Source organism: Acinetobacter sp. 8I-beige, assembly GCF_902505955.1.
GTDB lineage: Bacteria > Pseudomonadota > Gammaproteobacteria > Pseudomonadales > Moraxellaceae > Acinetobacter > Acinetobacter johnsonii.
This window is the reverse complement of the sequence record NZ_LR732790.1, coordinates 482,258-496,664: the sequence shown is the minus strand read 5'-3', so window position 1 is coordinate 496,664 and position 14,407 is coordinate 482,258. Positions and strand designations below refer to the sequence as shown.

Annotated in this window: 9 protein-coding genes; 4 read left to right on the top strand and 5 right to left on the bottom strand. The window is 43.0% G+C overall.

Annotation, left to right across the window (positions count from 1 at the left end; translation table 11 throughout):
- Nucleotides 1-38 precede the first annotated feature (38 nt).
- The 4 genes from GVX98_RS02395 to GVX98_RS02380 form a co-directional block, all read right to left on the bottom strand.
- Complete coding sequence (locus tag GVX98_RS02395; RefSeq protein ID WP_004979098.1) at nt 39-1,628, bottom strand: peptide chain release factor 3; 1,590 nt, start codon at nt 1,626-1,628, stop codon at nt 39-41.
- Nucleotides 1,629-2,008: 380 nt separating this feature from the next.
- A complete protein-coding gene (locus GVX98_RS02390) occupies nt 2,009-2,515 on the bottom strand; it encodes a hypothetical protein (protein ID WP_159127156.1) in 507 nt (168 codons plus the stop codon).
- Nucleotides 2,516-2,739: 224 nt separating this feature from the next.
- Entirely contained in the window at nt 2,740-4,818 is a 2,079-nt protein-coding gene (locus tag GVX98_RS02385; protein ID WP_159127155.1) for an EAL domain-containing protein, read from the bottom strand.
- A 265-nt stretch (nt 4,819-5,083) separates the two neighbouring features.
- Complete coding sequence (locus GVX98_RS02380) at nt 5,084-7,279, bottom strand: carboxy terminal-processing peptidase (RefSeq protein ID WP_159127154.1); 2,196 nt, start codon at nt 7,277-7,279, stop codon at nt 5,084-5,086.
- A gap of 241 nt (nt 7,280-7,520) precedes the next feature.
- Here GVX98_RS02380 and nagZ point away from each other — a divergent pair, with 241 nt between their 5' ends.
- A complete protein-coding gene (gene nagZ, locus GVX98_RS02375) occupies nt 7,521-8,537 on the top strand; it encodes a beta-N-acetylhexosaminidase (protein WP_159127153.1) in 1,017 nt (338 codons plus the stop codon).
- 158 nt (nt 8,538-8,695) lie between these two features.
- A complete protein-coding gene (locus GVX98_RS02370) occupies nt 8,696-9,571 on the top strand; it encodes a class I SAM-dependent methyltransferase (RefSeq protein WP_159127152.1) in 876 nt (291 codons plus the stop codon).
- 58 nt (nt 9,572-9,629) lie between these two features.
- Here GVX98_RS02370 and GVX98_RS02365 read toward each other — a convergent pair whose 3' ends face one another.
- Nucleotides 9,630-10,961, bottom strand: a complete 1,332-nt coding sequence (locus GVX98_RS02365) for an alpha/beta fold hydrolase (protein WP_159127151.1) — start codon at nt 10,959-10,961, stop codon at nt 9,630-9,632.
- 306 nt (nt 10,962-11,267) lie between these two features.
- On the opposite strand from GVX98_RS02365, the gene GVX98_RS02360 reads away from it, so the two are divergent.
- Nucleotides 11,268-12,533 carry a glutamate-5-semialdehyde dehydrogenase gene (locus GVX98_RS02360; RefSeq protein WP_159127944.1) on the top strand — a complete coding sequence of 422 codons (1,266 nt, stop codon included), beginning with the start codon at nt 11,268-11,270 and terminating at the stop codon, nt 12,531-12,533.
- A gap of 611 nt (nt 12,534-13,144) precedes the next feature.
- Entirely contained in the window at nt 13,145-14,362 is a 1,218-nt protein-coding gene (locus GVX98_RS02355; RefSeq protein ID WP_125281610.1) for an acetate/propionate family kinase, read from the top strand.
- The last annotated feature ends 45 nt before the right edge of the window (nt 14,363-14,407 follow it).

The window sequence follows — 14,407 nt, the reverse complement described above, 5'->3', positions numbered from 1 at the left end:
GCTTCACGAAGAAGCTGTTTTATTTTTTAACATCCCGATTAGTGTTCGCGGGTATTGCGGAACACGATGTCTGGATAGCGCTCTTGCATCAGTTGTAAGTTCACACGACTCGGTGCCAAATAGGTCAAGTGACCACCACCATCTACCGATAGTTGATCATGTGCTTTTTTCTTAAATTCATTGAATTTTTTGTCATCATCACATGACACCCAGCGCACAGTGTTAATGCTCACAGGCTCGTAGACGCAGTCGACTTTGTATTCTTCTTTCAAACGGTATGCCACCACTTCAAACTGAAGCACACCTACCGCACCGACAATCAAGTCATTGCTATTTTGCGGCATGAAGACCTGTGTTGCACCTTCTTCTGAAAGTTCTTTTAAGCCTTTTTGTAACTGCTTCGATTTCAATGGATCTTTCAAACGTACACGGCGGAACATTTCAGGGGCGAAGTGCGGGATGCCCGTAAATTGCAATTTTTCACCTGAGGTAAAAGTATCACCAATTTGAATCGTACCGTGGTTATGTAAACCAATAATGTCGCCCGGCCATGCTTCTTCTAGATGCTGACGATCACCAGCTAAAAAAGTCAAAGCATCACTAATACGCACATCTTTATCTAGACGCACATGCTTCATTTTCAAACCTTTTTCATATTTGCCTGAACAAATACGCATAAAGGCAATACGGTCACGGTGTTTCGGGTCCATATTGGCTTGAATTTTAAAAACAAAGCCAGTAAAACCCTCTTCAGTTGCTTCAACCAAACGATTTTCTGTTGGGTGTGCTTTAGGTTCAGGCGCATAGTTGCTAAATGCATCTAACACATGGTCTACACCAAAGTTACCTAATGCTGTACCAAACAATACAGGCGTTTGACGACCCGCAAGGAACTCTGTGCGGTCTAAAGGCTCATTGGCCATTTGCACCAACTCTAGAGACTCTTCAAATGCCGCCCAAGCCAGCTCACCGACTTTTTCACGTAAGTCTGGATAGTCATAACCATCACGGACTTCGATTTCGGTAATGGTTGAACCAAAACCTGCTTTATACACATAAAACTTTTCTTCGATCAGGTTAAACACCCCAGCGAAGTCACGACCTGTACCAAGCGGCCAAGTGATCGGCACACATTTGATTTTGAGAACGTTTTCAATTTCATCCAACAGCTCTAAAGGCTCACGGATTTCACGGTCCATTTTGTTCACAAATGAAATGATCGGTGTGTCACGCATACGACACACTTCCATCAGTTTCACAGTACGATCTTCGACACCTTTTGCACCATCGATCACCATCAAAGCTGAATCGACCGCCGTTAAGGTACGATACGTATCTTCAGAGAAGTCTTCGTGTCCCGGCGTATCCAGCAGGTTGATCATCTTGTCTTTAAATGGAAACTGCATTACAGAGGTGGTGATCGAAATACCACGTTCTTTTTCCATTTCCATCCAGTCCGAAGTGGCAGCACGGTCCGATTTACGGCTTTTCACCATACCTGCAATCTGAATGGCCTGTCCCCACAACAGTAATTTTTCTGTCATGGTGGTCTTACCAGCATCGGGGTGGGAAATAATAGCAAAAGTCCTACGAGCCGCGACTTCTTTCGCCAATTGATCTTTAAACATAAGAGAAATCTTCAATAGGTACACGGTGTTGTACACAACTTATGGATGTGTATCCAACCCGTAAAGTGATAACTTAAAATTGGCGCAATTGTAGCAGATTTATGAATGAGATTTTATTGATAATTTTCCCTTAACCCATCAGCTTAGTACATCGCATTCGTCGTCCATTCGGATGCTTTCCCGCTCTAGTAGTGGGTAAGAATAGAACGCTAGTGCTATCAGCTACAACCTAGATGTACAGAAACATGCTTGATCCGATCTGAACGTACACTTAATCACGCTGTACCCAATGACAACTTGGGGCAACACTTCCGTTGCCCCTCATACATCAAGCATTATTTTGTCTTGTTTAAGCCTAATCTGAGGTCATTTTATAAACTTCATTCAAACTCTGGATATACGAAACTATATTTCCCTGTTTTTATACGTTCTACTATAGCAAAAGGGGGCATAACCACACCTATTTCTGCTTTACGGTTTTCTCCCTCTAGATTTCCAACATATGTAAATTCATCATCATTAATGTGCCATACAACCCAATTATGAGAAATTTTTATTGGTTCTTCCCCTACCATAAGACCATAATCATCTGTGTCTCTGAATAATATTGTAGAAGTTCCACCCACATCAGATATGTTTCCAACTTTTTCCCAAAGATTCATTTTTATGCCAAACTTAGTGACACAATGCGCATAAAAATCGATATCATCATTAACGATATCCAATAACGTAGGAGTTGCATGGATAGGGTACACTTTTTTAAATGCTCTGATCACATCACTATTTAATTGTGTTAAATCAAAAGCAATGAGCTGGAAATATTTTTTCACCTCATTATCCAACTTTACAGAAAAAACATCACCAACCTTAGTCACTACTCTAACCATAATTATTTAATTCCAAATGTTCCCAATGTTTTGAACTGATTGAATTGAACAGCTTGGTATACGGACAACAGGACACTAAAACGAATAGATTCTAAAGAATACATAAAAAGCCGATATCACTAGATAGAGGATTTTGCGAACACTGCTTATTTTTTTATTAGACTCTCAACTGAATTAGATCACCATAAAAGCGATCAGCCATCAGCACAAATTGTAGATATCGCTTAATTGAAATAAGTTGATGATGTGTACTCAAACTCTTCTAAGCGCTTAACATCCATAGGCATACCCAACAAATAGCCTTGTAATTGCTGACAGCCTAACCGTGATAAAATTTCCATTTGCAGAGGACTTTCAACACCTTCTGCCGTCACGACTAAACCCAAACGAATCGCCAGATGAACAATACTTTCTAAGATCATTTCATCTTTTGAGCCAACGGTCAGCTCATGAATAAAACCACGATCAATCTTCAACTCATCCACAGGAAGATTTTTTAAATATAAAAAACTGGAATGTCCTGTCCCAAAGTCATCAATCGCCAAACGAATCCCCATTTCACGTAACCGCTGTAAGGTACGAATGCTGCCTTCGATATGGTGCATGGCCGTACTTTCAGTGATTTCAATAATTAAATGGTTTGGGTTGACTTTATATTTATCAAAAAGATGCTCAAGATTATTAAATAAATGCTTATGCTCAAACTGCACCGCTGATAAATTCACGGCAATCGGATACAGTTCAATTTTCTCTCGCTCCCAGATTTGCAGCTGTTTACACGCTTGCTCCAAAGCCCAATAGCCCATCTGGATAATCAGCCCCGTTTTCTCCGCGCCTTTAATAAACATATTCGGGGTCAGCAAGCCTAAAGTCGGATGCTTCCAGCGAATCAGCGCCTCGACTCCACAAATCCGTTGATCTTGAATGGTAAATTTAGGCTGGTAATACAAAACAAACTGTTGTTCTTCTACGGCTTTATATAAGTCATTGATCAGCTTAGTTTGGCTTTTCGCTTCTTGTTGGTCAAAACTGTAATTAAAAATAGAATAGGTATTTCGTCCCTGATATTTTGAGGTCAGCATCGCTGCATCGGCATTAATCAATAAATCTTGCAAATTACTACCATGTTCGGGATACATCGCAATACCAATACTGGCAGACACATTGATTTCTTTACCCGCAATCAAAAAGCTATCTTGAATCAACTCCAGCACGTGCTCCGCCATTTGGCACGCTTGCTCTGGAGTGGCCTGCTCCAGCACCATCAGAAACTCGTCCCCACCAATTCTGAGAATTTTTTCATTTTTACTTAAGTGGCGATGAATCCGAGTGGTCAGTTGAACCAATAATTGATCCCCAACATGATGCCCAAAGACATCATTTACGGCTTTAAAGCGGTCTAAATCGATATATAAAAAGGCAATGCTTTCATTGCGGAAGCGTTGATCTGTAAACAAAAAATGGGCGTATTCCGCCAAATACAATCGATTGGGCAGCTTGGTTAAATTATCCTGTACCGCCTGATTTGCCAGCTCTTTATTGGCCAGAGAAAGTTGAATATTGCGCTCTTCTAAACGTTGTTCCAGCACCGCAACAACAAATGCTGCCACCAAAATCAAACAGGTAATAAAGATAACAACAAATAAAACGATGCTTTGACCTGCTTCAAGGGTCATCACCAGTTTATCACTATGGGTTGGATAGAACGAGACTGCAAGCATGCCCGTATAATGCATACTCACGATGGTCAAGGCCATCATCCCTGCAACATACCATTGGTACAACAGTTTCTTACTGACCGCACTTTTATATCTAAAGATCAGCCAAAAGGTTAAACCCGAGCCACTGATGGCAAGCAAAATAGAGAAAACTGTCAGCAAGGGATCGTAAACACTCTGATAGCCCTCAATAATCAGCCCCATCATGCCAGTATAATGCATGCCCGAAATACCAAGCCCCATCAATACCGACCCCAAAACCAATCTTAAAAAAGGTAAAGTCTGACGCGTGGTCAACCAAATTGAAAAAACAGATGCAATAAAAGCAATAAAAAAAGAAAGAATCGTCAGTGCAGGGTCAAAATAACTATGCGTCGGCAAATCACAAGCCAACATGCCCACAAAATGCATGGCCCAAATGGCACAGCCTAAGAAAAAACTACTGAGTAAAATTAACCCTGTTTGAAATTTTTTACGCCAAGCACGAAATAATAAGCGTTCGGTCGACACTGCAAAAAAACACGCCAACAATGCCACAACAATTGAACCTAATACCAAACTAAAATCGTAATGCACATGCATCATATAAAGTGTCCGTATTAATTGCTCTTTTTCTTCATTTATATATCCTTTTTATCAAAGGCGAAAAGCATTGCTACCCGATTAAGAATCTTATACAAACAGGTTCAGGTCAAGAAAAAAACATAGAAATCTTATTAGAATTTATAGATTTATTTTACCTTGAAGATCGGTTTGGTAACCCGCCAAACCCGCATTTGTGTTTCAAATCACAATTTAAATAAAAAGCCAGTCGAAACTGGCTTTTTAATATACCTACTCAACAATTGAACTACTTTGCAGAGCCTTTTTGCAACTTGGCATAATCTAACAAGACATTTGCAGATTCAGTCACAAATGCTTCCTCTTCAGGCAATGCAGGACGCTGATTCGCTTTCATTTTAGCGCGTGCTTCAACCAAAGCTTCCATAGAAGCTTGATAGCTTTCCCAGTTTGCATAAGGCTTTTGTCCTGCAATCTGACGGCGCTTGTTTTCCGAATCTAAAGTCTGTTTTTCCAGTGCCAACAATTCAGCTTTACGTTGATCAATATCTAAAACCACACGTTTTTGATCTTCGGTCTTTTTCGAGATGTCTTTACGCTGTTCAAGATAGTTAAACTGTGGGTCGACTTTAACACGTGCTTGCGACAGCTCACCTAAACGTTTCACATACGGTGCAATGCTGCCTTCACGTTTAAACGGTGCGGTTGGAATGGTGTCCCACTCAAGCGCATTTTTCGCTTTACGTTCACCAAACTCTTCATTGTAAATATCTACCAGCTTCACGTCTGGAATTACGCCTTTGTTTTGCGTACTGCCACCCGTCACACGGTAAAACTTACGTTGCGTTAATGTCGCTTGGCCATGTGCCAAGTTGTCGAGCTGAACTTGTGCCGTTCCTTTACCAGTGGTGGTGCTACCAATCACAATGCCACGCTCATAGTCTTGAATCGCAGCAGAATAAATTTCGCTTGCAGACGCAGATGCTAAATTCACCATCACTGCCAGTGGACCTGCATAGGTTTGCGCACCATTGTCATCGTCTTCGAAAACGCTCACATTGCCGTTACCATCTCGAATTTGCACCACAGGACCTGACTTAATCACCTGTCCAAGCATGCGAGCCACTTCTTCAAGCGACCCCCCTGGGTTATTACGTAAGTCGATAATAATCCCTGACACATTCTTGGCCGCTAAAGTTTTCAGCGCATTGTTGGTATCTTCAGATACAGAGCGATATTCTGTGCCCGCACGACGTGCACGATAGTTTAAATAGAAAGACGGTATTTCAATCACACCAAAGGTGTACTGCTGACCATCACGCGTCACATTCACGGTACGTGAACGTACCCCAGCATCTTCTTCTTGAATGACGTCACGGGTAATGGTCACATTACGCGCTTGGCTCATCGACGCACCCGAGCTGAGTAAACGTATGGTGACTTTGGTACCACGTTTACCACGGATTAAACCCACAATTTCATTGCTCGGCCAACCGATGACATCCACCATTTTTTCGCCATCTTGTGCCACACCAATGATGCGGTCACCCGACTTCACCTGTCCAGACTTGCTCGCAGGACCACCTTCCACAATGGTTTCGATTTTGGTGTAGTCTTCATTGCCCCGTTCAGGTCGAATTGACACCCCAATCCCTTCCAATTGCAAAGTCGTCTGGCGGTTCAATTCCATTGCATCGACAGGTGGGAAATAGTTACTGTGCGGATCATATGTAAGCGTCATCGCATTGAGTGTTTTGTCTAACACATCATCACTTTTCACCCGTGAAATACGTTCTAACTGGCGCATATAACGCTTGGTTAAGGTTTGTACTGGGGTTAAATCTTCCGAGCTAGTGAGATCTTGTCCATTGGCCAATTCTGGGTTGGCTTTAAGCGCTTTTTGCTTCGCCAACTCTTCTTCTTTGCTGATGGTCAAATTAATCAGCTGCGAAACCAACATTTTGTTCCAATGCTGACGTTGCGCCGCTTCATTGGCAAAATACGGTGCCTTTTCACGATCCGTTTCGATATAAACGTTGGCTTGTTTTAAATTCTGCGGCTTTTTCAGCTCATCCAGCATATAGGTATAAAACTGGGTCAAACGATCACGATACTGTGCATGAATCGCATACGGTCCACTTAAGTCACCTGCTTTTAAAGCCGCACCTAAGTTTGAGCCATATTTACGCTTATAACTCTCTACTTCAGAGGCAAGAAACAGCGAATGGTCTGGATCTAAACTGTCCAGATAGAAATCGAGAATACGCGCCGATGTTTTCGCATCTAAACGTTGATTGAGATAATGTTGACGGTCAACCAAGGTCGCCAGTTGACGAGACACCAAAGCCTGCTCCTGCGACGGAACAATAGCTTGTTTGGTTACAGCGGTAGTTTCAGTCGCTGCGATGGCTTCATTAATGGCATGGGTGAAAAAGAATCCACCCGTTGCAATTGCAACCGCACAAGCAATGGTTTGAAGTTTCATAAATAATTCTTAGTTCCTTGGTTTTTGACCAAAATTACAATGTCATTTTTCGACATGAATTGAGAATATTCAAAATCTTAAACAACTTAATCTGTTTATGTCGTGTAGTTTTATCATAATCTGTGCTGACAAAATGTAGCAAATCATTGCAAAATTCGGGTATTGTTTTCGACGACCTGTTTCGCTCTCATTTCAGAGCCAAAACAGTCACTGACCAAAAAATCAAATACGGACACCCAATATGATTGGCGCATTGATGCTCGACATCGCAGGCACAGAACTTACTCAAGAAGATATTGCACTATTACAAGCACCGCAAGTCGGTGGCATGATTTTATTTGGACGAAATATTGAGTCTCCTGCACAAGTTCGCGCCCTAACCGACCACATGCGCCGAATTCGTCCTGATATTTTGATTGCTGTCGATCAAGAAGGCGGACGCGTTCAACGCTTAAAACAGGGCTTTAGCCTACTTCCAGCAATGGGTAAGTTTGGCGAGCTATTCTTAAGCGAACCTGAAAAAGCCTTAAGCTTGGCAGAACAATCTGGCTGGTTGATGGCGACAGAAGTGCTTGCCGTCGGTATCGACTTTAGCTTTGCCCCTGTACTCGACCTCAATGACATCAGTGATGTGATTGGTGACCGTGGCTTTGCCAAAAATATTCAAGACATCGCACCGCTAGCCAGTGCGTTCCTAAAAGGGATGAAGGCCGCAGGCATGGCATCGACAGGCAAACATTTTCCGGGTCATGGTTCAGTCCAAGCAGACTCGCATGTCGCAGCAGCCATCGACTCACGCACGTATGATGAAATCTATGCCAAAGATATGCAGACTTTTATCAAACTGATGCCGCAGTTAGATGCTCTCATGCCTGCACATGTAATTTATGACCAAGTCGATCCAAACCCAGCAGGTTTTTCACCGTATTGGATTCAAACCATTCTACGTCAGCAACTGGGCTTTGATGGTGTTTTATTCTCAGATGACTTAAGCATGCAAGCCGCATGTGTTGCAGGCGGTGCAGATGCACGCATTCAAGCCGCACTCTATGCAGGCTGTGACATGGGACTGGTGTGTAATGACCGAGCAGCTGCATGCGTGGCTTTGGAGGGGATTAACCAACTGGCTCTGCCAAACCAAGCTCGCCTAGAACGCATGCGTGGTCAGATTCCAAACGTCAACGTTAAATCGACGCTGCATTTAGGTGAAGATTGGGCCAAAGTACGCGACCAAGTGGAACTGTTTAGATTAAGTTAAGCACCTTATCTTTGACCATTTCAACCTCGATATTTCGGACAAAGGGACATCACAAGATGTCCTTTTTTCATTATGATAAACTCAAAATAAATCAACAGGCTTGCTCTGCATTGCCCAAACAACAACGCTAAAAAAACAAAATATCAGGTACGGATACCATGACAGATGCTTTATCGGCTCATCGCCACATCTCTTTTACTGCACACTATACAGGCTATATTTGGTATAGCATGGGCATCTCACATCCTGTATTTGCCACCCGCAAAGGGAAGTTACTGGCCAAACTGGTGCATCCACTCGAAAGCTGGGCTGAGAAACATGTCGGTGGCAGTATGCGCACGACCTTAAAACAGCGTCATCAAATGATTGATGACCACCTCAGCGCGCTGATCCAACAGTACCCAAACTTACAAGTTTTAGAAATTGCCAGTGGCTTGTCGCCACGTGGCTGGAGCTTTCGCCAACAGTATCCTGAGATTGACTATCGTGAACTAGACTTACCTGACATGGCAAAAATGAAAACTCAGGCCTTAAAACAGATCGATCAGACCAGTCCAACGGTTCTCTCCGCCGACTTATTTAGCACGGATTTTGCCCGTGCCTTTGAGGTGTTTGACCCCAACCGCCCTTTGGTGGTGGTGAGTGAAGGTCTGATCAACTACTTTAGCAAAGACATGCTCGCTCAACTGTTACAAGGCATTGTCCAATACGGACAGCAGTTTGATCAGCTATATTATCTCACTGACCTCTACCCTGAACCTGTGAAAAATAAGCTGGCTAACTTTATTTGGAGCAGTAGTAAGCTTTTAAAATGGATGTCCCGTAGCGCCTTTGGTTTTCACTTTATCAGCCCACCTGAAGCGGCTCAGTTTTTCAAACAAGCGGGCTTTCATACTGTTACTGTTCACCAACCCACTTTGGCTTTCAACAATACTCAGTCCGACACTTCAAACTTAGATCAGCAGGACCACTTAGGTGACTTGGTCTGGTTGGTGCATAGCCAATGGCAAAAGCACAATCAACCCGAGCAATAACCTTAGTCCCCATAAAAAAACAGCGATGAAACGCTGTTTTTTTATTTTTAAATTTCAATTAACTCACGGCTTCGAGCAACGTCTGTTCTTGTTTCTGACGCCCCACAAAGCGAAGCAGTCGCTCCGCGAGTCCAAAACTGCCATGTTTAAATAAGGCACGAATATACGGTCCATCTTCCGAGAAAATTAAACATTCAATCTGAAACTCGCCTTCTTCATCGCTCAAGTGTAAAGCTAAATCACGCGGATATTTAGCCGCCACAGCAGCCAACTCTGACTCAAAGCGTAAAAGTACCCCAAAGTAGTTCAAATCCACCACTTCTGTCGCAATCACCAAATCCGAGTGACGATAGTTTAAGAAGGTTTCAGGGTGTTGAATCTGAACCCGTTCTTCACCGCGGCGCTCCATATTCAGCATTTGTGCTCGACTAAAGGGAATAATCCCATCTAGATGTTGAATTGACTCATCCTTCAGAAACGTCGCAAACAAGTGCATGGTTTCTTTACGGCGTTGTAGCTGTGGCACATGGTCTGCATTGGCAATTTGCGCATATTCCATGTCAGGACATTGCAACGCAAAGTTGGCATTTTCATGTGGCAAGGTAAAACTGTCATATTGGCCACAGGCCACCAAGACTCTGCACTGTGGAATCGGCACATCGGTGAGGCGAAGCAAACGATTACAGTTGATTTCATAACGCTCTTGTTCTGTTGCGGTAAACTCCGCCATCTGCCTGAAGAACAAACGCTTGGCTGTGGGTGACATTTTGGTTTTATCCATTTTGGCATGATTGACCAAATACAAAATCACGGCCTGACCAAATTCATCCATGCGTTGTTCACGCATTAAATGTAACGACTCTTCCAGCAACATCCGCCAGCTTTTACGGGTCTTTTGCATAACGCCCATTAAAATCATACGGTCAATCAGCTCTGGTCGTTGATCGGCCAGACAAGACGCCACCACTGAGCCCAGTGACATGCCCATCACTGAAACTTTGTCTAATCCTTCAATATCGAACCAGATGCCAAGCATCTTCGCGAGATCACCCAGTTCTAATGTTCCTGCAGACAAGCCCGTATCGATATTACGAATTTGTTGATTGGCACCCATTGAAGGCAGATCAATCAGGACAATCGGACCGGCATCCAGCAATTGCTCAACACAGTATTTGTAGGAATTAAAGTTTTGAAATGCCCCACCGATAATCACGATAGGCGTGCGATGGAATGACTCTGGCCGAGCAATCGCCATGTATTCGACTTTCCAGCCCTCAATCCATGTGGTTCGTGCAGGTTCTTTAAAGCTGTTACGATGGTAAACATCAAAAAAACCTAAGCGTAAATTCGCATCATCTAGCTCGGCATCCCTTTTAATCATAGAATTCATGTTTCTTCCCTCTACTCTTGCCTATACTTTTTGTTTTGCAAGAAATGCACGATCACGCCTGTCAACGACAACAGGGTGTTCAGTGTTGTAATAATTATGCAAGGACTTCATGTCCTAAAATTCATTCTATACAGAGCACTGTTTTACACGCAACAGATTGTGCAACCGCTCATCATGTTTTAGATAAAAAACAATTTCAAAATATGTATAAGTCCGCCTCTACACTGGATTTTTCATGTAGAGACTATGCGGTCGAGTGTTAGGCTGTTACTATCTTCTGTGAAATTTCTAAGTGATCAAACCGCTATGCAAGAGTCGATTGAACAATATATGCAAACGGTAGGACAGCAAGCACGTCAAGCTTCTCGTATTTTGGCGCGTGCCTCTACCGAAACTAAAAACAATGCGTTGTCAGCTATTTATACTGCGTTAGTCAACAGTGAGCCCACTATTTTAGCGGCGAACCAAGCAGATATGAACAAAGCGAACAGCAACAACTTAGACAGTGCTTTACTTGATCGCTTAGAACTGTCTCCCGCACGCTTTAAAGGCATGTTGCAAGGCTTAAAAGATGTGATTGGCCTCAAAGATCCTGTTGGTGAAATCACCGACATGGCCTATCGTCCGTCAGGAATCCAGCTTGGTAAGATGCGCGTTCCTTTAGGCGTGGTTGGCATGATTTACGAGTCTCGCCCAAATGTGACCTTAGAAGCCGCGTCTTTAGCCCTTAAATCGGGTAATGCTATTATTTTACGTGGTGGTTCTGAAGCACTCGAGTCCAATAAAGCCATTGCTGAAGCTATTCAACGCGGTTTAAAACTGGCGGGTTTACCTGAACATGCGGTTCAAGTCATTAACACCGCAGACCGCGCAGCCGTGGGTCAACTGATTACACTCACTGAATTTGTCGATGTGATTGTTCCACGTGGAGGCAAAAGCCTGATTGAACGTATCAGCAATGAAGCCCGTGTCCCTGTGATTAAACACTTGGATGGGAACTGTCACGTTTATGTTGAAGCACAAGCTGACCTACAAAAAGCCCTACCGATTGCACTCAATGCGAAAACTCACCGTTATGGCGTATGTAATGCAATGGAAACTTTGCTGGTCGATGAAAAAGTCGCAGATGAGTTTTTACCACGTGTCGCTGAGCTCTACACTGAAAAACAAGTAGAATTGCGTGGCTGTGCTGAAACTCAGCGCATTTTAGGTGCGGCAGTCAAAACAGCAACCGAAGAAGATTGGTACACGGAATACCTCGGTCCAATTTTAGCAGTGAAAGTGGTGTCTGGTATGGAAGAAGCGATTGAGCATATCAACAAATATGGCTCACACCATACTGATTCGATCATTACAGAAAACTACTCTCTAGCTCGCGAGTTCTTGGCTGCTGTTGATTCGAGTTCTGTCATGATCAATGCCTCGACCCGTTTTGCCGATGGTTTTGAATATGGCTTAGGTGCAGAAATTGGCATCTCAACTGATAAAATCCATGCTCGTGGCCCAGTCGGTTTAGAAGGCCTGACTTCACAAAAATGGATTGTGTTTGGTGATGGTCAAATTCGCCAATAACTCATCCAGCACATTTTAAATATCTATGTTCAGCTCTTTCCAAAGGGCTGAACATTTTTTATATCTGAACACCCTCTGCAAGCACTCTTAAAACAAAAGCATGATCATCATAAGATGCACGCGTATTTTACTGATCCCCTATCGGCTGTTGTTTTGACTTGATATCCCTCTTTTTTACATTAAGGCATTTGCCAACTCAATCAGTGTCATTTCAATGCAAATGATTAAAATCTAGAGGAAATCATGCTTTTTTTGATGGTCACATTGATTGTGCATGTGATTATGTATGGGTCTAAAATGAAATATTAAAAATAAACAGGAAAGCCACAATATATTCAGCTCTTTTCAGCAGATAGCGTGTTATTTTTAAAGGGTTGAAGCTGGTGAATAATTCAGCATCATTTCATGAATAAATGAAAATCATGAACCGATAAATTTTAATTATTATTCATCAGATGGTCGATAGTGCTTAAGTCTAATCACCTAAAGTCTATCTTGGACTAAAAATATACACATGATACAACATAAAAAATGATCAAGATTGCATAAGAACGTACTGCATGAAGATCAGTTCTAGGACGGATAATTCAATTAGAATCAGGTATTAAAACGTGTCTACATCAGTATTAGTAATTAACTGCGGATCTTCATCAATCAAATATGCGCTCGTTTCTGAACGTCGTGAAGATCGTATTTTCGGTTTAGCTGAGAACTTAGGTTCTGCTGACGCTCGTATCAAAGGCATTACAGCGGGTGGTCAACCCCTTGAATTGTCTATTCCACATGCCGATCATGAAAAAGCATTGGAAACCATCTTAGAACGCCTTTCACATTATAACCCTCAAGCCATTGGTCACCGCGTAGTACACGGCGGTACATTGACCAAAGCTGAGCTTTTAACAGAAGAAATTGTCGAACGCATTCGTGCAGCAACACCACTTGCACCATTACACAACCCTGCGCACTTGGTTGGGATTGACGCCACGATGCGTTTATTCCCAGAGCTACCACAAGTGGCGGTATTTGATACAGCATTCCACCAGACTATGCCTGCACATGCTTACCGCTATGCTGTGCCAAAGTTCTTATACACTGAACACAATGTCCGTCGCTATGGCTTCCATGGTACGAGCCATGCTTATGTGTCTGAACGCGGTTCAGAACTGGCAGGTAGCTTTAAACAAGGGGGCTGGTTAACTGCACACTTGGGCAATGGTAGCTCTACTTGTGCAATTTGGAATGGGCAGAGTGTCGATACCTCAATGGGCTTAACTCCACTTGAAGGTGTCGTAATGGGCACACGCAGTGGTGATGTCGATCCAAGCTTACATAGTTTCCTTGCCAATAACCTAGGCTGGGACATTTATAAAATTGATAAAATGTTGAATAGCCAATCGGGCTTACTCGGCCTGTCTGATCTATCAAATGACATGCGTACTTTGATTGAAGCCTCTGAACAAGGCAATGAAGATGCGACTTTAGCCATTGAAGTGTTCTGCTACCGCCTCGCAAAATCATTGGCCGCACTGAGCTGTGGTCTACCACGTCTTGATGGCTTGTTCTTCACGGGTGGTATTGGTGAGAACTCGGCATATATTCGTGAAAAAACAGTCGCTTTCCTACCGCACTTTGGTTTTAACTTGAGTAAAGAAGCCAATGACAGTTTAAAACGTGGTACCGAAGGTCGTATTGATACAGGTACAGGCCCGCAAATTTGGGTTGTACCGACTGATGAAGAAGGCCGTATTGCCAAAGAAACTGCATCCGTGGCCGATGAGGTGATTCAAATTGCTGCAAAAAAGTCTGAAGACAATGTAGCGATCGCTTAAGCGGTCGCTACATTCACTCAAGTCTGTTTTAAATTCTTGTATGAC

What these genes read in the sequence shown, in the direction of transcription:
- GVX98_RS02370 (WP_159127152.1), top strand. Translation starts at nt 8,696, where the DNA reads ATGACAGATGCTTTATCGGCTCATCGCCACATCTCTTTTACTGCACAC.
- GVX98_RS02360 (WP_159127944.1), top strand. Translation starts at nt 11,268, where the DNA reads ATGCAAGAGTCGATTGAACAATATATGCAAACGGTAGGACAGCAAGCA.
- GVX98_RS02395 (WP_004979098.1), bottom strand. Translation starts at nt 1,628, where the DNA reads ATGTTTAAAGATCAATTGGCGAAAGAAGTCGCGGCTCGTAGGACTTTT.
- GVX98_RS02365 (WP_159127151.1), bottom strand. Translation starts at nt 10,961, where the DNA reads ATGAATTCTATGATTAAAAGGGATGCCGAGCTAGATGATGCGAATTTA.
- GVX98_RS02380 (WP_159127154.1), bottom strand. Translation starts at nt 7,279, where the DNA reads ATGAAACTTCAAACCATTGCTTGTGCGGTTGCAATTGCAACGGGTGGA.
- nagZ (WP_159127153.1), top strand. Translation starts at nt 7,521, where the DNA reads ATGATTGGCGCATTGATGCTCGACATCGCAGGCACAGAACTTACTCAA.
- GVX98_RS02385 (WP_159127155.1), bottom strand. Translation starts at nt 4,818, where the DNA reads ATGATGCATGTGCATTACGATTTTAGTTTGGTATTAGGTTCAATTGTT.
- GVX98_RS02390 (WP_159127156.1), bottom strand. Translation starts at nt 2,515, where the DNA reads ATGGTTAGAGTAGTGACTAAGGTTGGTGATGTTTTTTCTGTAAAGTTG.